Consider the following 19,764-nt stretch of genomic DNA (forward strand, 5'->3'; position numbering starts at 1 on the left):
AGCTCCGGCCTCAGCCCTTGAAGGACAGGATCGCACCGACGTCTTCGCGCTCGGTGCGATACTGGTTCACCGGGTGCGTCTCATCGGCATAGCCGAATGAAATCGCACAGAGGATCGCGTGGTGCTCGGGCAGCCCGAACTGTCGCCGTATCACGTGCGGATAGGCCGCGACCGCCGCCTGCGCGATCGTGCCCAGCCCTTCGGCCGTCGCCGCCAGCATGAAGGCCGTCAGGAACCCGCCCGCGTCCAGCGCGCCATAGGACCCCAGAACCTGCGGGATATGCAGGATGGCCACATGCGGCGCGTCGAACAGCTCGAAATTCCGCATCGACTGCCGCGCCCGCGCCTCGCGATCCTCTCGCGCGATGCCGACCGCGTTGTAAAGCGCATAACCACAGGTCCGCCGCCGCTCGCCCAGTTCGCCGGGATAGCTTTCGGGCCAGTCCATGTCCGGCCCCGGCTTTCCCGTCTGCACCTCCCTCAGCAAAGCCTGCCGGAACGCCTCCGTCTCCGTGCCCCGCGTCACCAGGAGTTCCCAGGGCTGCGTATTGTTCCAGCTGGCGGTATGCCGCGCGGTATCGACGATCCGCTCGATCACCGCGTTCTCCACCGGCTCGGGCCGGAACGCGCGGCACGAATACCGCGCCTGCATCAGCAGCTTCAGGGCGTCGCCATCCGCGCTCATTGGCTCATCGCCACGCCGTACCCCACCGCTGCCGCCAATATGACCCCGATCACCACGGCAATCGCGATCTTGATGGCTGAATAGGGCCGCTCGCCCTGCACCTTGCCGTTGCGACCGTTGACCACAAAGCGATAGGTTTCGCCGCGGTACTTGTAGGCCGCGAGCCACACCGGCAGCAGCACATGCTTGAAGGTCACATCGCTGACCGCCGTGTCGATGGAATGAATGCGCTGCCGGTCACCACCGATGTCGAACCGAACGTCCCGCGCGATCCGCGCATCCATGATCTGGCGCGCCTGCACGAACCCGTCCTCCAGTTCCACCTGATACCCCTCGGCGCGGAACCCGGCCAGGAACTCCGGACTGTAGGGCTGCAACTCGCCCAGCTCCCACGGCTCCAGCGCGTCGGTATAGCGTTTGGGAAGGGTTTTCGAGGCCAGCACCAGCACATCGTCGAAAAACCGCGCCACCCGGCCTCGCACCGGCGTCCAGCGCACCTTGGCCACCTGCACCTGCTTTCGCTTGCCGTCGCGCATGACCGTCCTGGTCTCGTAATAGACCGTCCCTCGCTCGCCGGTGTAGCTGGATTTGGTGTCGGCGTCATAGGTCCAGTAAGGCACGTAAATGCCCTGCATCCTGCGCCCCTTGCGGGCATAGTCCTGCAACCCGTTCGGGGCGAACCACAACCGGCCCAGCCACTCGGTCATCGCACCCCGCGCGGCGGGTTCGTCCACCTTGAACGGCAAGACCCCGCGCGGCTTGATATGCCGGTGGGTGCCGGTATCGGTGACCACCGGCGTGGCGCAGAACGGGCACTCTCTGGCGTGCACCGTCGCGTCGAATTCCACCTGCGCGGCGCAGTTGGGGCAGGTCGCGACGCGGGTTTCCTCGATCTCCGACGCCGCCAGTTCGCCTTTCACCGCCGCGCCGAAATCCAGTTCCTTCAACGGCGCGGCCCAGGGGCCCGCCTGCTCCATCTCGGCCTCGTTGCCGCAATGATCACAGATCAGCTTGCCCGCCTGCGGATCGAACCGGAAGTCGGCGCCGCACTGGTCGCAGGGGAAACGGTGTTCTTGGTCTACGGTCGGGGAATCGAGCATATGCCTACAGGTACTTGTGCAATTTGACCGGGATGATGCGGCGCAGCGCGCCGTCCCGCAAGGCCGTGTGACGCCAAAGATGAAATATCGCGTGAAAGAGCGCCGCCGCGCCCAGCACCAGCAAGGCCGTCCGCGCTTCCGGCCCAGGCAGGGGCCGGTCCAACGCTCCGGCAGCCAGCGCCACCACGGCCCATGCCAGCAGAACGTACATGCCGCGGCTCAGCCACGGATGCGCCGTGCGCAACACACCCTCCAGCGCCGGACCCGGCCCCTTGTTCAGAAGGCCGAAGCACAGCCAAAGAACGCACAGCGTCCCGCCCGACACCACAAAGGCCCAGCCCAATACGCCGAAGATCCGGTCGTCGACCGACAAGAGCAGGTAGAGCAGGACGCCGGTCGTCCAGTGCAGGACCTGCGTCGCCAGCCGTCGTGCCTTGAACGCCCTCACGCCCCGGGCGGCGGCGGCGGCAGGATGGTGAAGAGCTGCGCCAGTTCCTGCACGTCACCGGCTTTCAGCCAGCCATCCTGCCCGGCGGTCCAGACATGGCTGTCCCGCGTCAGCTTGCCCTCGCTTGCCATCCGACCCAAGGCCGCCTTGGAGTAGGGGCCATGGGTTTGGCCGTTTTCCGCGATGTGCCAGACATGCTCGACCGGCGGTGGGGGCGGCGCGGGCGAGGCAGCCGGTGACGACTGATGAGCGCTTGCCCCCCAAGGACCGCCCTGCCCGGCCATTTGACCCGCCATCGCCATGCCCAGACCAGCCCCGATCCCGGCGCCCATGCCACCCCCGGCGCCGCCGGGGTTCTTGGCCGCCGCAGTCATCGCCTCGGCGGCCGAGTATTGCGTGAACTTGCCCAGATCGCCGGCCAGCCCCATCGACGTGCGCTTGTCCAGCGCCTCCTCGACGGCGGGCGGCAGCGAGATGTTCTCGATATAGAATTCCGGGATCGTCAGACCGTACTCCGCCACCACGGCGGAAATCTCGGCCGCCACCAGCTTGCCCAGATCGGCGGTGTTGGCCGCCATGTCCAGCACCGGAATGCCACTGCCCGCGATGATCCGGCTGAAGCTCTGCACGATGATGTTGCGGATCTGATAGCTGATCTCGTCCATCGTGAACTCGCCGTCGGTGCCGACGATCTCAGTCAGGAACTTGGCAGGGTCCGTCACCCGCGTGCTGTAGGTGCCGAAGGCCCGGATGCGCGTCGGCCCGAACTCGGGATCGCGAAGCATGATCGGGTTCTTCGTGCCCCACTTGAGATCGGTGAACCGGGTCGTGTTGATGAAATAGATCTCGGACTTGAACGGGCTCTGAAACCCGTGATCCCAGTGCTGAAGCGTCGTCATGATCGGCATGTTGTTGGTCTCGAGCATGTAGAGACCCGGCGTGAACACATCCGCCAACTGCCCCTCATGCACGAAGACCGCCGCCTGCCCCTCGCGCACTGTCAGCTTGGCGCCGTACTTGATCTCGTGCCCGTGCCGTTCGAACCGCCAGACCATCGTGTCGCGCGTGTCGTCCACCCAGTGGATGACGTCGATGAATTCACCTGAAAGAAAATCGAAAATGCCCATGTCTTTGTCCTGTGTGTTGCACGTGTCACCCCGGGATCAGGGTGTCGATGAACTTGCGGTCGCTCTCGCGACCCGCGATATCGACAAGGATACCGCTGACGTCTCCGCTGGCATCATAAAGCCAGACAGCGTCAAAGCCACCATCGGTTCCGGTGGTTACAAGATAGATTGCCGCATCGCTTTGAGGTATCTCTACCTTCCTTGTGAACATGTACGGCCCATCCAGAAGGAACGGCTGCAAGAACTCGAAACTGTCGCCCTTGCCCGCCTTCTGCCAGCGCTCGCCAAGCGCCACCAGCGCCTTGCCGCCGTTCAGATCCCCAAATCCGATCACCGCAGCATCCGCGCCAAAGCCGACCCGCTCGCCCTTGCGCACCGGCGTTTTGCCCGAAAATTCAAGCCACAGAATGCCATTCTGAGTCCCCGTGGACCCGTCGCCCTGCCAGATGAAATCATAGCTGTAGGTCCACAGCCGCGCGGTCGAGGCCGGTGCAGCGCGCGGGTCCTTGATATGCGCGCCGTCACCATAGGTCGGATCACCGAAGAAGACCTTGCCTGATGGAAACTCGATGACGCCATGATCAGCCCATTGGCCCTGCCTTTCGCTGAGGTCGGCGAGATAGGACAACGCACCTTCCTCCGCGCCCGCTGCTCCGGCGGCCTGAAAGAGGCCGAGAATCAACAAAAGACGCGGCAGAAGCTTCATGCGCTGTCCTCCCGAACGCGCTTCACGACGCACCCCTCTCGAACAGCCGCCGCAGGATCGGGCGCGCCTCGTCCAGACCCATGCCCGGCTTCAGCGCGGGATCGTAGAGCGCCTCCAGCAACATCTCGTCATGGGTAGTCAACAGGGCGAACTCCTCGTCATCGTTGAAGATCGACGGCCGCGCCCGCGGGCTGTCATTGGTCAGGCCCAGGCCTTGCGCGATTTCCTCGTGGATGCAGGCCAACCGTTGCAGGTCGGTCAATTCCGTCCGGATATAGGCCAGGGCCACGCCCAGATCGTTTTCGCTCCGGGTGCCTGCCGAGATCACGAAGCACTGGGTCGAGCGCGGCAGGTTCGTGACGATCGCCAGGTTGGACTTGGCAATCGCCGGGATCACTTCCAGCGCCCGCGCACGCGATTGTGCGGCATCGTCGTTGCTCATGAACATCACGACGAAATTGGGCGAGGCGTCGCTGACCGAAATCGGGTGTCCGGTGACCCGCGCCAGGCGGTTGGCATAGGCCGCCACCCGCGCGCGCTCGGTCGACTTGATCGCGTCCGGCACATTGCGCCCGAACTCGACGCCGATGCGCACGGGCCCGGTCCATTTCTTGATCGCCACGGGGCCGCTTTCAGATGGCAGCAGGCCCTTGTCGCGCTGATACTCCTCGAAAAACCCGATCCGGATGAAATTACGCAGAAGGTCGGTATCGGTGAAAGGCGTGTCCACGCCACCGCCGTCGCGCCGCATCAGGCCCTGGGCCACAAGGTCGTTTTCCACCCGCGTGTAGTACCGAGCCAGGTTCTGGCTGGCTTCGGAAGGGCCGTCCGGCAGCGGCGCACGCACCATCGCGTTCGGGCGCGCCTGCGGCTTGGTGGGCGGCGTCTCGGGCTCGACCGCGTCGCAGCCGACCAGCGCGAACGCACCGGCCAGCATCGCCGCGCCGAATTTGAACGGTCGGAGGTAACGCACGTTTCTACTCACTTACCCCGGAACGGAACCGCCGGCATTCTCGCCGACACTGTCACGGCGCGACTTGGCGGCGGCCAGCGTATCGCGCAGTTCCTTTTCCATGCTTTGCAGGTCTTCCTCGGCCTTGGCGCGGCGCGCCTTGCCCTCGTCGGCAATCTGCAGGCTTTCCTCGATCGTGCCGATCAGGTCCGCGTTGGCCTGCTTGACCGCCTCGATGTCGAAGACGCCGCGCTCCATCTCTTGGCGGATCGTCTTGTTGGCGTCCCGCAGGTTCTTGGCATTCGCGGTCAACAGCTCGTTGGTCAGGTCGTTGGCCTCGTGCACCGCCGCAGCGGCCTCGGCGCTGCGCTGGATGGTGACCGCCTGCGCCAACTGCGTCTCCCACAGCGGCACGGTGTTCACCAGGGTCGAGTTGATCTTGGTCACCAGGCTCTTGTCGTTCTCCTGCACCAGCCGGATAGACGGCAGCGACTGCATCGTCACCTGCCGCGTCAGCTTCAGGTCATGCACCCGGCGCTCTAGGTCGTCGCGCGCGGCGCGCAGATCGCGCAATTCCTGCGCCTTCATCACCTGATCATCCTCGGGCGCGGCATTGACCTCGGCCTCCTTGGCGGGGATGTCGTTTTCGTCCAACTCTTTCAGCTTTTCCTCGCCCGCCGCGATATAAAGCGCCAGCTCGTCGTAGAACTGCAACGTCTTTTCATACAACAGATCCAGTGACTTGATGTCCTTCAGCAGCACATGTTCATGCTTCAAAAGGTCATCGGTGATCTTGTCGATCTGGCCTTGCACGTCTTCGAACCGCGCGGTGAACTTGGCAAAAGGCGCGGCCCGACCGATCAGTTTTTCCCACCACGACCGTTCGCGCCGCACGTCCAGTTCGCTGACCGAAAAGCCGCGAATGGTCGTCACGATACCGCGCAGGCTGTCGCCGGCGGGGCCCACATCCTTGTTGCGCACGCCCTGCAGCATGGATTGAGAAATCTCCTGCAGTTCCGACTGCGCGGCCGAGCCGAACGAGACGATCGAATTCGTATCGCTCATGTCGATCTCGTCCATCCGCTGCCGGATCTCGTTGCCGAGGGCCGGCTCGGCGTCTGCCAGCGGCACCACCGCTCCGGCCTCTTTCGGCTCGGGCAGGACCACGCGGTTCACCTCTTCCACCTCGGCCAGAGCGGCTTCGGCCTTCGTGCGTACGTCTTCTGACATCGTCAATGTCCTTCCTCAAATTCTCGGGTGTTGCCTAAACGGATGCCCTCGCGCGCCAGGCGATCGCGCAGGACTTCGATCTCGATTTCCAGGTCGCTATTGTCGTCGGCCAGCAGGGTCTTGGTCTTCGCCTCAAAATTCGTCTCCAGGTCGCCCAGCAGATCCAGGTAATCCGCCCGCGCCTTCTCATCCCGCGACCGCGCGTAGATATCGGCGAACTTCACCGTCGCGTCTCTCGCTCCCATCAGGTAGACGCCAAGGTATTTCCGCGTCGCCGTCAGGTCGCGCGGGTCGTTCTCCACCGTACGCAGCATGTTGCGCACGCTTGCCTGGAACCGCTCCAGCCTGGCTTCGGCCTTGCGGTCGCCCGCCCGCGTGATCGCATCCGACATGGCCCGCAGATAGGTTTCGGCCTGGTCGACCACACGGGCCACGCGATCAGTCTGCATCTTGTCGATACCTTCGATGCCCTTGTCGCGCATCGGGTCCAGCCCGAAGGAAAAGACGTGAAGCCCCGTGGTCACCGCACCGAAGATCACCGGCGCCACGAGCCCCGGCTCGACCTTGTAGGCCGCCACGGCGATCCCCAGCCCCGCCAGAACCGACGAAAAGAGCTTGCGCGGAATGCCCGGACTGCGCGCCACCTTGCGCGTGTTATACGCGGCCTCCGCCTTCAGCCCGTCGCGCAGCAACCAGGCGGACAGCGCAAGGATCCCGGCAGATGCCACTCCCAGCGCCAGGCCGGTCGCACCCGAGGTGATCGACGTGAACAGCACCAGGACCGCGGGTAGAAACATCAGGTTGGCGCGCGCGCCCGCGGGCTCCACCGTGGCGCCGCGGTAGGAGGAGGTATCGCCAGAGCCGGTTACCCTCTCGCCGCCGCCATCCGGGCTGTATTTTCCGCCGAACTTGCGTGCCATGCCGGTCACAATCCCCCGATCAGGCCGCTGGTGACGCCCATCATCAATATGAACAAGGCCGCATAGGCGATTTTCTGCACGTTCGTTCCCCTTGTCGTTATGGCGATATCCCGCCCGACGGATCCTGCGTCCCGCGCCGCACGTGCCATCGCCGCCATCGCCACCGCGGCCAACGCGACAATCGCAAGCGTTACCAACAACAGCATGAAAAGGCGCGCCATGCCGTACCATCTCCCGCGTTTGGCCTACCAACACTCCCGGGAAACTTAGGTTAACGGTACTGGGGTTGCTAGGGGAAACATCACGCAACCTCCCCCCGGCGCGGCGGTGCCGCCGGAATGGACGCCTTGCGCGCCATCGCCTAAGCTTCTTTCGCAAAGGGAAAGGCCCTGCCTCGCGATGATATCGGTTCGTCTACGCCTGCTGATCCTGGCATTGCTGCCGCTGGTGGTTCTGCTGCCGCTTCTGCTGTGGCTGGCGGTCAGCCGCTGGGCCGCGAACTACGACAACCTGTTGATCGCCAACGTCGAAAGCGACCTGCGGATCGCCGAACAATACCTGGACCAGATCCTCACCACCACCGGCGGCGGCGTCGCCGCGCTGGCGCGCTCCACAAGGTTTCGCGACGCCACCAGCCGCTCCGAGGACCAGATGCAAAGCTTTCTCGACACCGAACGTAAGGCGCTTGGCCTGGATTTCCTCTATTTCCTGCCGATGTCCGAGGCGGACGAGGCTGCGCGGGACTGGCCGGTCATCGCCGCGGCCACGCGCGGCGACAGCGCAACCGAGATCGACATCTTTTCCAGCACCGATCTTTTCGCCATAGACCCCACGCTCGAGGACCGCGCCCGCCTGCCGCTGATCGAAACCGAGGCAGCAGTCCCGACCGACCGGATGATCGAAGATCGCGGCATGGTCGTGCATACGGCCACAGACGTCCCCGCCCCCGGGCGCGCGGGGGTCCTGGTCGGGGGCATCCTGCTCAACCGCAACCTCGATTTCATCGACACGATCAATGCGCTGGTCTACCAGGCCGAAAGCGGCGCCAAGGCCGACAGGCAAGGCACCGCGACGCTGTTTCTCGAAGACGTGCGCGTTTCCACCAACGTCCGGCTGTTCGAGGGCGAGCGCGCGCTGGGCACACGCGTCTCGGCCGTCGTACGCAATCGCGTGCTGGGCGAAGGGCGCACCTGGCTCGACCGGGCCTTTGTCGTCAACGACTGGTACATCTCGGGCTACCTGCCGCTGACCGACAGTTTCGGCAATCGCGTCGGAATGCTCTATGTCGGTTTCCTCGAAGCGCCCTTCGTGGCCGCCAAGCGCAGCGCCTACATCCTCGTCTTCACGGCGTTCGGCGGCATTCTGTTGCTGACCATACCGCTTTTTCTTCGGATGGCGGGCGGAATCTTCTCTCCGTTGGAACGCATGAACGACACGATCAAGCAGGTCGAGAACGGCCAGTTGGACGCCCGCATCGGCGCCGTCGACAACCGCGACGAAATCGGCCAGGTGGCGGCGCATCTGGACGAGTTGCTGGATCAGGTCCAGGCCCGCGACCGTGCCCTGCGCTCATGGGCGGACGAGTTGAACACCCGCGTCGAAGATCGCACCTCGGAACTGCGCCAGGCCAACGCTAAGCTGGAAAGCACCTACCAACAGCTGGTGATGAGCGAGAAACTGGCCTCGATCGGTGAAATCACCGCCGGGGTGGCCCATGAAATCAACAACCCCGTCGCGGTCATCCAGGGCAATCTCGACGTGATCCGCGAAACCCTGGGCGAGGCCGCCACCCCGCTGATGACCGAACTTAACCTGATCGACCGGCAGATCGGCCGCATTAACGCCATCGTCGGCAAGCTGCTGCAATTCGCGCGCCCCAGCGAGTTCAACGCCTTTTCAGAGCATGTGGACGTTGCCACCGTCCTGGACGACTGCCTGGTACTGGTGGACCACGTGATCACCCGCGCCGAGGTTACGGTGAAGACCGAACGCGCGCCGGAAACTCCGGCAGTCCAAATCAATCCCGGAGAGTTGCAGCAGGTGATCATCAATCTTGTCGTGAACGCGGTCCAGGCGATGAACAGCGCGGGCGAACTCTCGATCTCTGTGCACCCCGCAGAGCGCGACGGGCAGAACGGCACCGCGCTGGTTGTCGCCGACACCGGCCCCGGCATCGCCCGCGAAAGGCTCAATACGGTGTTCGACCCGTTCTACACGACCAAGCCCGGCGAAGGCACCGGGCTGGGTCTTTCGGTCAGCCAGACCCTGATCCGGCAGGCCGGCGGCATCATCACCGTGCGCAACCGGGCAGAAGGCGGTGCGGAGTTCACGGTCTGGCTACCCGAACACAATGACCAACTCTCCGCCGCCTGAACACGGCACCGGGGTCGTTCAGAGGCCCCAGGCCGCGCATTTGCGGTCGACCGTCTTTCGACTGACGCCAAGGCGCCGCGCGGCCTCGGCGCGGTTGCCGTCGCAGGCGTCCAGCACGCTCATGATGTGACGCTGCTCCACCAGCTCCAGGGTTTCGATCGCCTCCTGGCCGGTCACGGCGCCCTGCCCTTCGAATTCGTCCGGCAACTGGCCCAGGATCACCGAGCGTTCGATCAGGTTGCGCAACTCGCGCACGTTGCCGGGCCAGTCATAGCGGCTCAGTTTCAGCAGCACTTCCTCGTTGAGGTCAAGCGCGGGCAAGGCCAGCGCACGGGAAAATTCGCTCATGAACAGCGCCGCAAGCTCGACGATATCCTCGCTTCGGTCGGCCAGGGGCGGCATTTCCACGTTCACCACGTTGATCCGGTGATACAGGTCGGCGCGAAAGCGGCCCGCCGCCACCTCGGCCTGAAGATCGGCATTGGTGGCAAAGAAGAACCGCAGGTTCAGCGGGATCTCGCGCTCTGCTCCCAGGGGCCGGATCTTGCGGTCTTCCAGCACGCGCAACAGGCCCGCCTGCACCTGTTCGGGCAATTGCGCCACCTCGTCGAGGAACAGCGTGCCGCCGTCCGCGTGCAGGAACAGGCCGTCCCGCGTACGGTCGCCCCCTTCCACAAGGCCGAACAGTTCTTCGGCGATATGATCGGGCGAGACGGCGGCACAGTTCACCGCGACGAAAGGTTTCTCGGCGCGGTCGGACATGCCGTGCAAGGTGCGCGCGGCGATCTCCTTGCCGGTGCCGCTGGCGCCGGTGAACAACACCGAGGTCGGCGTCGTCGCCAGTTTCGCCAGCACGTCACGCACCTTCTGGATGGCCGGCGAGTTTCCCAGCAAACGCCCCCGCGCCGCCTGCCCGCCCTCGCTCAGTTCATGTTTCAGCAGGAAATTCTCGCGCCGCAGATACTTGCGGTCCAGCGCGCGGGCCACCGCGTTCAGGATCTGGTTGGCGCGAAACGGCTTCAGCACAAAATCCGCCACCCCCGTGCGCAGCGCACGGATGGCGGTGTCCAGGTCGGCATAGGCCGTAATCATGATCGTGTCGGCGAAAAGCCCGACGCGCCGCTGATCGGCCAGCCAGTCCAGCCCGGTCTTGCCCGGCATCACGTTGTCCAGGATCACCAGGTCGAAATGCGCGAGATCGAGTATCTCGGCCGCCTGCTCGGCCGAGCGCGCCTGCTCGACCCGCTTCACGCGCGGCTCAAGGATCTTGATCAGGAAATTCCGCATCCCCGGCTCGTCGTCGATGACCAGCACCGAGGCGAATTGCAGGTGTTCGCCATAGTCGTCCCGGCCCTTTTCGGCCGAAGTCCCGGGCAGGGGCGCGGCGGCGGGTCTTGTCATGCCTCAGCTGTCCTCCAGCCGCACCGACTCCCCGGAATTGCGCTCGCCGGCGGAAAAGCCCGCCTCGTGCAGCCCGTACCACGCGACAACGGCGATGATGGCCGTGGCGGCAAACGCGGAAAGCATGGCTTTCATGTCTCGGTTCTCCCTTTCAAAGCGCGCCTCAAGGCTCCGTGGCCTCGCGAAGGTAGTCGATCAGGTCCTGCCGGTCCTGCCCGGCGGTGATGCGCTGCATCGGCATCTTCGAACCTGGAATATAGTGGTCCGGGCCGATATCGAAAAGCGCATCTATGGTCTCTTCTGTCCAGACGATATCGGACCCGTCCAGGATTTCCGAATAGGGATAGCCCGGCACCCCCCCCGCCTTGCGCCCGAAAAGCCCGTGCAACGATGGCCCCGCCTTGCGCGAGGGCGGCGGGGTCAGCGCATGACAGATGCTGCACTTGCGCATGAACTGCCGCTCGCCATTGGGCATCGCCTCGGGGTCGCGCAGAAAGCTGCGCTGATCGCTGCCCGCCGGGTCGAACGCGTCAAGGTCCGCCACGGGCCATCCGAAGGCCACGTCCTCGATCCCGCCGGCATAGATCATCGTGCCATCGGGCGAGAATTCAAGCGCCCAGACCGGCCCCTGCCGCATGGCGCGGAAATCCTTGACGATCTGCCAAGTTTCGGTGTCGATCATCATGATGAACCCGTGCCCGTCGCCCACCGCCAACTGCCCGCTGGCCGCGTGATAGGCCATCGACAGGATCGGTCGCCGGTCGAGCGAGAAATCCCGGAGCGTCTCGCCCGACATCGGGTCCACCACCCGCGTCACGCCATCCACCGCGCCATAGGCCAGCCACTTGTCGTCGGGGTCGAGGATCAGGCGGTTCACGCCGAAACCCGCGTTCACCACAACGCGCGGCGCGCCGTCCGGCTCCGCCATCTGCCACAACCGGATCGTCCCGTCGGCAGAGGCCGAGTACAGCCGTGTGCCGTCCGCACTGAACGCCACATCGCTGACCGACGCGTTGTGCCCTTTCAGAAACCGTGCCGCACCGCCGTCGCGCGGCCAAAGGCCAATCGAGCCGTCCCAGCTTGCCGTCGCCAGCGTCGCGCCATCCGGCGATAGCGCGATCTCGGCGACCTTGCCTTGGTGCCCTTCCAAACGTGTCGGGGAGCCGTCCGGCAGGGACCACAGGATCACGTCGAAATCGTCGCTGCCCGACGCCGCCGTCTGCCCGTCCAGGAACCTCACGGTGATGACTGCCGCGTCATGCCCTTCCAGCCAGCGCGGCGCGCGGCCCTCCCACAGCCCGACGGAATTGTCGAAGCTGGCCGTGGCGACCTGGCCTGTCTCGGGGTTCACGTCGATCCCCATGACCGGCCCGCCATGACCTTTCAGCGTGGTGAATTCCTGCGCCGCCACCGGCGCACCGGCGGCCAGCAGACCCGCGCATACCAGCAGCAGGGCGCGCATCTATTCGGCGGGCGTCGTCGCGGTGTTGGCCGGCTTCGGCTCGCCCTCGCGCTTTTTCACCTCGTCCAGCCACAGGCTGTGGTGCTCGCGCGCCCACTGTTCCTCGACCTGGCCCGACCCCATCGCGTCATAGGCGCCTTCCATCCCGACCGAGCCGATGTAGATATGCGCGATCACGATGGCCATCAGAACGAAGCTGACAATGGCGTGCCACAGTTGCGCGTATTGCATCTCTTCATGCGGCGCCAACTGTTCCGGCAGCGCGCCGAAGCCCAGCAGCTGCGGCACCCCCATGTCGTTCAGGATGACAAATGTCTTGGCGAACATCGGCAACTCGAACGGGAACAGAAGCGACAGGCCAGAGGCCGAGATCGACGCGCCCAGGATCATCACCGACCAGAAGATCATCTTCTGGCCCGCGTTGAACTTCTTGGCCGGCGGGTGCACGCCTTTCTTGAACAGGCCACCGCCCACGGCGATCCATTTCAGGTCGGTCTTGTTCGGAATGTTGTGCGCCACCCAGAAGATGAACGCCAGAATCAGGCCCAGCATAAAGGCCCAGCTGACGTTGTTGTGGATCCATTTCGAGGCCACGGCCGCCGTCGCGAACGCTTCATGCCCGAAGGTCGGGATGATGAACTTGCGCCCCATCAGGACCAGCAGCCCGGTGAGGCCCAGCAGAACGAAAGACCCGGCCATCAGCCAATGCGCGAACCGCTCGATGAACTTGAAGCGGGTCACGGTGCGGCCCGTCTTTTCACCGTCGATGCGGATGCGGCCCCGGATCAGGAAAAACAGCGCCAGAAACGCCATCGTGCCCAGGAGCAGCCAGCCGCCATACTTGATCAGCGGCCCCTGCCGGAAATTCAGCCACCACATGCCGTTGTCCTGGATCAGGACCCGCGCCGGCGCACCGCCCGAAGACACGGTCACGTCGGCGGTGCCATAGCGCAACGCGCTCCAGACGTCGGCATCCGATGACCCACCCAGTGCTCCAAGCTGTCCCACCATGGCGCCTGCGCTATCGGGGTCTTCGCCCGCACGCGCACGGTCCGGCACCTCCTCGCCGCGCTGCCGGGCCAGGATGTCCTCCAGCGTCTGCGCGCCGCCCGTGGCCGAACGGTCCGCCTGCGGGGTCTCGGTCGCGCCGTCGGTCGCTTCCTGTGCCTGCACGCCCGGCGCGGCCAGCATCGTCAAGCTCAGAAGACAAATCAGAATCAGCCTGTGCATGTCTTTTCCTTTCTACCCTACCCTGTGTCGCGGGCCTCACCTTCGCGTCGGTGCATTGCGAATATTCTGGGAAACGGACTTTGCGGCGTGCGCTCACGTGATCCAAAGTGCGTTTCTCAAGATACTCTTGCCCCCCTGCGCGGGGACGGGATGAAAGAGGCGGGACGCACCCGCCTCTTTCGCCTGGTCTCAGACTGACGTCGAAAAGCGGTCAGCCGCCCTTCTGGTCATAGGCCGTGCCCCAGCCCCAAGCGCCCGAGCCGAAGCCACGGGAAACGACACGCTCGCGATAGATATTCGCGACCACGTCCCCGTCGCCGGCCAGCAGCGCCTTGGTGGAACACATCTCGGCGCAGATCGGCAGCTTGCCTTCCGCGATCCGGTTGCGCCCGTACTTGTTGAACTCGGCCTGGCTGTTGTTCTCTTCGGGGCCGCCGGCGCAGAAGGTACACTTGTCCATCTTGCCGCGCGATCCGAAGTTGCCCGCCTGCGGGAATTGCGGCGCGCCGAACGGGCACGCGTAAAAGCAATAGCCGCAGCCGATGCACAGGTCCTTCGAGTGCAGCACAACGCCTTCCTCGCTCTGGTAGAAACAATCCACCGGACAGACCGCCATGCACGGCGCATCGGAACAATGCATACAGGCCACCGAGATCGAGCGTTCGCCGGGGTTGCCATCCTCGATGGTCACCACGCGGCGGCGGTTGATGCCCCACGGCACCTCGTGCTCGTTCTTGCAGGCGGTCACGCAGGCGTTGCACTCGATGCAGCGTTCGGCGTCACACAGGAATTTAGCTCTAGCCATTCCATCTTCTCCTTATGCTGCTGAGATTTTGCAGAGAGTCGCCTTCGTCTCCTGCATCTGGGTTACCGAGTCGTAGCCATATGTCTGGGCGGTGTTGGTGGATTCACCCAAGACATAGGGGTCGGCGCCATCAGGATACTTGCTCCGCTGGTCCTCCCCCTGGAAGTGACCGCCGAAGTGGAACGGCATGAAGGCCACGCCTTCGCCCACCCGGTTGGTCACCATGGCCATGACCTTGACCTTGCCGCCTTCGGGTCCTTCGACCCAGACCTGCTCGCCATCCCGCACACCAAGGTTGTTGGCGTCACGCGGGTTGATTTCAACGAACATGTCCTGCTGCAGTTCGGCCAGCCAAGGGTTCGACCGCGTCTCGTCGCCGCCGCCTTCGTACTCGACCAGACGACCGGATGTCAGGATTATCGGGAAATCCTTCGAAAAGTCGTTCTTCTGGATCGAAGCGTAAAGCGTCGGCAGGCGGTACGCGTGCCGGTCCTCGTAGGTCGGATAGTCCGCGACCAGGTCGCGCCGCGACGTGTAGAGCGGCTCGCGGTGCAGCGGCACCGGGTCGGGGAAGGTCCACACCACGGCACGGGCCTTGGCGTTGCCGAAGGGTGCACAGCCGTGCTTGATCGCGACCCGCTGGATACCGCCCGAAAGGTCGGTCTTCCAGTTGACGGCCGAAACCTTGTCGTTGAAATCCGACGGGAAGGGCGACATCGCCTGTTCCCCGACTTCCTCGGAAGATCCCTGCTCGCCATTCGGCTGCGCCAGGTTCTGGGCCTCGGCGGTGTCCTGCACCTCCTCGGTCTGGCCGCCTTCGGTCGCGTTCTGTGCTTCCTCGCCGTCGTCCTGGTTGCCGACCGAGGCGTCCTCGTCGATACCCTCGACGCCCGCGACACGGCCCATGACACGCTTTTCTTCCTCGGTCAGGTCACTGTCCCAACCCAGGTCGACAAGCATCTGGTAGGTGAACTCGGGATACCCGTCCTGGATTTCCGAGCCGACGCTATAGACGCCCTCGGCCAGCAGGTTGTCGCCCTCGTACTCCACACCGAAACGGGCGCGGAAGGTCAGGCCACCCTCGGCCACCGACTTCGACATGTCATAGAGGTTCGGCGTCCCGGGATGCTTCATCTCCGGTGTGCCCCAGCTTGGCCACGGCAGACCGTAATAGTCGCCATCCGCCGGACCGCCCACCGCCTTCAGCGTGGTGCGGTCGAACGTGTGCTGGTTCTCCATGTGCATCTTCAGCCGTTCGGGCGATTGACCCGTGTAACCGATCGTCCACATGCCGCGGTTGATCTCGCGCAGCGTGTCCTCGATGTTCGGCGTCACGCCGTCATCCTCGATGCCGATGTTGCGGAACATCCGGTCGTGGAAGCCGAACTTCTGCGCGAAGAGACCGATGATCTCGTGGTCCGACTTCGATTCGAACAGCGGATCGACGACTTTCTCGCGCCACTGGATCGACCGGTTCGACGCGGTGACCGAGCCATAGGTCTCGAACTGCGTACAGGCCGGCAGCAGGTAGACGCCGTCGGTCCGGTCATGCAGCACCGCGGACACGGTCGGATACGGGTCGACCACGACCAGCATGTCCAGCTGCTCCATCGCCGTTTTCATTTCCGTCATACGGGTCTGAGAGTTGGGCGCGTGGCCCCACAGAACCATGGCACGCACCTTGTTGGGGTTGTCCATGTTCTCGGGGTCTTCCAGCACGCCGTCGATCCAGCGGCTGACGGGGATGCCCGACAGGTTCTGCAGGCTCTGGTCCTTGCCGTCCTTGGTCTTCGTCGTGACGAACCGCCCGGCCAGCCACTCGGGATCTTCACCCCACACGCGTGACCAGTGGCCCCATGCCCCCGCCGACAGACCGTAATAGCCCGGCAGAGTGTGGCTCAGAACACCAAGGTCCGTCGCGCCCTGTACGTTGTCGTGGCCGCGGAAGATGTTTGTGCCGCCACCCGACGTGCCCATGTTGCCAAGGGCCAGCTGCAGGATGCAGTAGGCGCGGGTGTTGTTGTTGCCGTTGGTGTGCTGCGTGCCACCCATGCACCAGATCACGGTGCCCGGACGGTTGTTGGCCAGCGTGCGCGCAACGCGCTCCAGCTGGCTTCCCGGCGTACCGGTCACACGCTCGACTTCCTCGGGCGTCCACTTGGACACTTCGTCCTTGATCTGGTCCATTCCCCAGACACGGGTGCGGATGAATTCCTTGTCCTCCCACCCGTTCTCGAAGATGTGCCACAGGATGCCCCAGACCAGCGCCACGTCCGTGCCCGGACGGAACCGGACATACTCGTCCGCGTGGGCGGCCGTGCGCGTGAAGCGCGGGTCGCACACGATCAGCGGTGCGTTGTTCTGTTCCTTGGCCTTCAGCACGTGCAGCAGGCTGACGGGGTGTGCTTCCGCCGGGTTGCCGCCGATGATGAAGATCGCCTGGGAATTGTGGATGTCGTTGTAGCTGTTGGTCATCGCGCCATAGCCCCAGGTGTTGGCAACACCTGCAACCGTGGTCGAGTGACAGATACGGGCCTGGTGATCCACGTTGTTCGTGCCCCAGTAGGCCGCGAACTTGCGGAACAGGTAGGCCTGTTCGTTGTTATGCTTGGCAGAGCCCAGCCAATAGACGCTGTCCGGGCCGCTTTCCTCCCGGATCGACATCATGCCGTCGCCGATCTCGTTGATCGCCTGTTCCCAGCTGATGCGCTTCCACTCGCCACCCTCTTTCTTCATCGGGTATTTCAGGCGGCGCTCGCCATGGGCGTGCTCGCGCACCGATGCGCCCTTGGCACAGTGGGCGCCCAGGTTGAACGGGCTGTCCCAGCCGGGCTCCTGGCCCACCCAGACGCCGTCGCTCACCTCGGCCACGACCGTGCAGCCGACCGAGCAATGCGTACAAACCGATTTGACTGTCTCAACCGCCGCTGCTGCGGACGATTGCGCGCTGGCCCGGGTGACACTGCCCCCCGTTGCGCCAATCGCGGCCAGGCCACCGATGGCCAAGCCAGAGCCGCGCAGGAAGGCGCGGCGGTCGATGGTCTTTCCCCCGACCTCAGACAGGATACTTGTCCGCTGGGGGCGTCGCGCAACCCCGTTGGTCTTTTTCCTAAGCATGTTTCTTTCTCCTCCCGAGCTTTCCCCATTGGGATTGCTGGGTACTAAGGTTATCCACCGACAGTCGGGCGTCCCGCAACCAGTCGCCGGCAGGTCAAGTGATCACGTCCGGTCCGTCAGAACCGGGCGCTATCGAAGTATGCGCGCGTATGCGCGGTGTCCTGCATCTTGTCCGATGACAGGTCCGGTTCCGCCGCCTCGGCAGAGCCGGTGGACGCTGCCGTTGCGACCGCGACCGCGGGCGCGCCCGCGGCGGCCATCTTCAGAAAATCGCGCCGGCTGTTGCCTTGCGTTTTCTCGCTCATGAGAGTCCTCCTCTCTGGTGGTGACAGGTCACCCTGCCGGTTCATGCGGATCCCTCCGCGCTCATCCGGAAACCTTCGGTCTCGATCTCCATGAACACCCGGCCGACAGCGCCGACCGAGGCAAAGAGAACCGAGTTCTTCGCAGCCTCCAAATCCGTGAAAAAATGCCCGGCCCACGGGCCGATATGCGTGTTAAAGAACGTCTTCTGATCGCTCAGGCTGGCCGGTTTGCCGAACCGCCCGGTAATCAGCCCGCCCATCATCTCCATCAACGACGCGATGTTGTCCTCGGGCTCGTATACGTTCTGCGCCCGGGTCATGCCGCGCGCCGCCATGTCCCGCCGCAGGCTGGCCAGCGGCTTCTCGTTCAGAAACCCGGTCAGGTAATAGCTCGCATAGGGCAAAAGCTCGCCCCGCCCCAGCCCGATGAACAGCGCGTTGAACTCGCGCTCCACCGCCTGCGGCTTGGTATGCTTGGCGATACGCGACAGCGCCGCGACGGCAACGCCAAGGTCGGTCTCGTTGTCGCCCGACAACCCGGAGGTCTGCGCCAGAAGCGCCTCGGATGGCGGCCCGGCCAGAAGCACGCCCAGAAAATCGTAAAGATCGGCACGCAGCCGGTCTTCCTCGGCAATCTGGGACCGGATGTCTGTCATTATGACCGCCTCCTGGTTGCTCATGTCGTGCTCTCGCTTGCATCGTCAAAGGTGAAGTGCATCCGCCGGCGCGGCGGCGGCGCGTACGTGTCCGCCTCTGCCGCGGCAGGCTCGTAAGTGTAGCTGTAGACCGGCTCGGCCTCCGTAATCTCGACCGACTCCTCGACCTCCGTCTCCGGCGCGCCGGTGTCGTCTTCGGCCTCACCCTCGGCGTCGCTCTCGGCCATGGCCGTCAGGGCCTCCGCCTCGCGGGCCAGCTTCTGCACATGGGTCAGCATACCCTTGCCCACCTGATAGGCGGTCTGCATGTTCTCGATCACCATCGCCTTGTCGGTAAAGTCCTCGCCGTAATCCAGAAGCCCGTCCAGGTTGGCCAAGGCCGGGTTCGTGCCCCACAGCCGCCGCAGCGCCCAGCGGCGAATGCGGTCCGGTACCGCCTCGGCCATGAAGGCGCTGAAATCGTCGCCACGGTTCATCGTGTCGGGATCGGGCAGGCCCAGCATCTCCAACACCTCGGCATCGCTTTTCTCTTCGAGCGATGCGCGCGCCTCGGCCCGCTGCGCCTCTTCGCGCGCCTCGGCCTCGGCGGCATCCTCCGCCGCCACCCGCGCCTTCCGGCGCGACCAGAAATCCTCGCGTGCGCTCATTGCATCCGCCCTTTCCGCCGCAGCGTGGGCGAGCGGTAGATGTCGCGCTGCTGCACGATACGCGGGTCGCCGATCCCGTCCACATGCGCGTCCACCTTGACCTTGTCGCGGCGGCGTTTCTTGAATTCTTCCTCGATATGGTAGGTCTCGACGAAATCCCGGACCCAGGCGATCAGGCCTTCGGGCATCGGGATCTTCTCCACGATATCCTCGCCATTGTCCTCGTAATCCTGCGCTTCATAGGGCGAGGCCGTCACCAGCACTGCCTCCATCGGACAATCACCGCCCGTCTTGCGAAAGACCGCGTAAACCGACGGGACCTGCGCCGACAGGCCGTGCAGATAGCTTTCGGTCTCCGCACCGTGCAGCTCAAGCGTCACGGTCGCCGCGTGGTATTCGGTGATATCGCCTTCCTCGCGCAGCACGCGCCACGCGGCGGGGCCGGCCCCGGGCAGGACGGCAACCGCCCTCCACGCCCACGCAGCCCAGCGCGTCACGCCCGGCGTGCGGCGCATGACGATCCCCAAAGGCATAGTGGCGTACATGTCCGGATTGTGGATCATGTGTGGCTGGTATCCTCCCGATAACTTATCCTGAGCC

At 64.6% G+C, this 19,764-nt stretch carries 20 protein-coding genes; 1 reads left to right on the plus strand and 19 read right to left on the minus strand.

What is annotated here, in order from left to right:
- Window positions 1-10: 10 nt before the first annotated feature.
- The 9 genes from FIU89_RS15655 to FIU89_RS15695 are packed head-to-tail and all read right to left on the minus strand — an operon-like array spanning window position 11 to window position 7,389.
- Window positions 11-685: a nitroreductase gene (locus tag FIU89_RS15655; RefSeq protein ID WP_152493463.1), complete on the minus strand. Its 675-nt coding sequence runs from the start codon at window positions 683-685 to the stop codon at window positions 11-13.
- Window positions 682-1,785: a TFIIB-type zinc finger domain-containing protein gene (locus FIU89_RS15660; protein ID WP_152493464.1), complete on the minus strand. Its 1,104-nt coding sequence runs from the start codon at window positions 1,783-1,785 to the stop codon at window positions 682-684. The genes FIU89_RS15655 and FIU89_RS15660 overlap by 4 nt, the downstream gene beginning before the upstream one ends.
- 4 nt (window positions 1,786-1,789) lie before the next feature.
- Window positions 1,790-2,233: a hypothetical protein gene (locus FIU89_RS15665; RefSeq protein ID WP_152493465.1), complete on the minus strand. Its 444-nt coding sequence runs from the start codon at window positions 2,231-2,233 to the stop codon at window positions 1,790-1,792.
- Entirely contained in the window at window positions 2,230-3,360 is a 1,131-nt protein-coding gene (locus tag FIU89_RS15670; protein ID WP_152493466.1) for an SPFH domain-containing protein, read from the minus strand. Before FIU89_RS15670 ends, FIU89_RS15665 begins: the two co-directional genes overlap by 4 nt.
- Window positions 3,361-3,385: 25 nt before the next feature.
- Entirely contained in the window at window positions 3,386-4,066 is a 681-nt protein-coding gene (locus tag FIU89_RS15675) for a hypothetical protein (RefSeq protein ID WP_152493467.1), read from the minus strand.
- A gap of 22 nt (window positions 4,067-4,088) precedes the next feature.
- Window positions 4,089-5,039: a DUF2927 domain-containing protein gene (locus tag FIU89_RS15680; protein WP_254701703.1), complete on the minus strand. Its 951-nt coding sequence runs from the start codon at window positions 5,037-5,039 to the stop codon at window positions 4,089-4,091.
- A gap of 12 nt (window positions 5,040-5,051) precedes the next feature.
- Window positions 5,052-6,248, minus strand: a complete 1,197-nt coding sequence (locus FIU89_RS15685) for a toxic anion resistance protein (protein ID WP_152493468.1) — start codon at window positions 6,246-6,248, stop codon at window positions 5,052-5,054.
- Between the two features lie 2 nt (window positions 6,249-6,250).
- Entirely contained in the window at window positions 6,251-7,168 is a 918-nt protein-coding gene (locus FIU89_RS15690) for a 5-bromo-4-chloroindolyl phosphate hydrolysis family protein (RefSeq protein WP_152493469.1), read from the minus strand.
- Between the two features lie 5 nt (window positions 7,169-7,173).
- The gene (locus tag FIU89_RS15695) at window positions 7,174-7,389 is read right to left on the minus strand and encodes a hypothetical protein (RefSeq protein ID WP_152493470.1); all 216 of its coding nucleotides are present in this window, start codon (window positions 7,387-7,389) and stop codon (window positions 7,174-7,176) included.
- 178 nt (window positions 7,390-7,567) lie between these two features.
- On the opposite strand from FIU89_RS15695, the gene FIU89_RS15700 reads away from it, so the two are divergent.
- Window positions 7,568-9,541, plus strand: coding sequence for a cache domain-containing protein (locus tag FIU89_RS15700; RefSeq protein ID WP_152493471.1), 1,974 nt, complete (start codon window positions 7,568-7,570; stop codon window positions 9,539-9,541).
- A gap of 18 nt (window positions 9,542-9,559) precedes the next feature.
- Here FIU89_RS15700 and FIU89_RS15705 read toward each other — a convergent pair whose 3' ends face one another.
- From FIU89_RS15705 to FIU89_RS15745, 10 genes are all read right to left on the minus strand, one after another.
- Complete coding sequence (locus tag FIU89_RS15705) at window positions 9,560-10,942, minus strand: sigma-54 dependent transcriptional regulator (RefSeq protein ID WP_152493472.1); 1,383 nt, start codon at window positions 10,940-10,942, stop codon at window positions 9,560-9,562.
- Window positions 10,943-10,945: 3 nt separating this feature from the next.
- The gene (locus FIU89_RS22850; RefSeq protein ID WP_261391623.1) at window positions 10,946-11,077 is read right to left on the minus strand and encodes a hypothetical protein; all 132 of its coding nucleotides are present in this window, start codon (window positions 11,075-11,077) and stop codon (window positions 10,946-10,948) included.
- Between the two features lie 28 nt (window positions 11,078-11,105).
- Window positions 11,106-12,404: a c-type cytochrome gene (locus tag FIU89_RS15710; RefSeq protein WP_152493473.1), complete on the minus strand. Its 1,299-nt coding sequence runs from the start codon at window positions 12,402-12,404 to the stop codon at window positions 11,106-11,108.
- Window positions 12,405-13,634 carry a formate dehydrogenase subunit gamma gene (locus FIU89_RS15715; RefSeq protein ID WP_152493474.1) on the minus strand — a complete coding sequence of 410 codons (1,230 nt, stop codon included), beginning with the start codon at window positions 13,632-13,634 and terminating at the stop codon, window positions 12,405-12,407.
- Between the two features lie 211 nt (window positions 13,635-13,845).
- Entirely contained in the window at window positions 13,846-14,439 is a 594-nt protein-coding gene (gene fdh3B, locus FIU89_RS15720) for a formate dehydrogenase FDH3 subunit beta (protein WP_103762212.1), read from the minus strand.
- A 12-nt stretch (window positions 14,440-14,451) separates the two neighbouring features.
- A complete protein-coding gene (locus tag FIU89_RS15725; RefSeq protein ID WP_152493475.1) occupies window positions 14,452-17,556 on the minus strand; it encodes a formate dehydrogenase subunit alpha in 3,105 nt (1,034 codons plus the stop codon).
- Between the two features lie 116 nt (window positions 17,557-17,672).
- A complete protein-coding gene (locus FIU89_RS15730; protein ID WP_152493476.1) occupies window positions 17,673-17,861 on the minus strand; it encodes a ubiquinol-cytochrome c reductase iron-sulfur subunit N-terminal domain-containing protein in 189 nt (62 codons plus the stop codon).
- 41 nt (window positions 17,862-17,902) lie between these two features.
- On the minus strand, window positions 17,903-18,517 hold the full coding sequence (locus FIU89_RS15735) for a molecular chaperone (RefSeq protein ID WP_254701704.1): 615 nt from the start codon (window positions 18,515-18,517) through the stop codon (window positions 17,903-17,905).
- A gap of 20 nt (window positions 18,518-18,537) precedes the next feature.
- Window positions 18,538-19,164: a DUF3306 domain-containing protein gene (locus FIU89_RS15740; RefSeq protein ID WP_152493478.1), complete on the minus strand. Its 627-nt coding sequence runs from the start codon at window positions 19,162-19,164 to the stop codon at window positions 18,538-18,540.
- A complete protein-coding gene (locus tag FIU89_RS15745) occupies window positions 19,161-19,727 on the minus strand; it encodes a DUF3305 domain-containing protein (RefSeq protein WP_254701705.1) in 567 nt (188 codons plus the stop codon). The genes FIU89_RS15740 and FIU89_RS15745 overlap by 4 nt, the downstream gene beginning before the upstream one ends.
- Window positions 19,728-19,764: the final 37 nt, after the last annotated feature.

This window comes from Roseovarius sp. THAF27 (genome assembly GCF_009363655.1).
Taxonomy (GTDB): Bacteria; Pseudomonadota; Alphaproteobacteria; order Rhodobacterales; family Rhodobacteraceae; genus Roseovarius.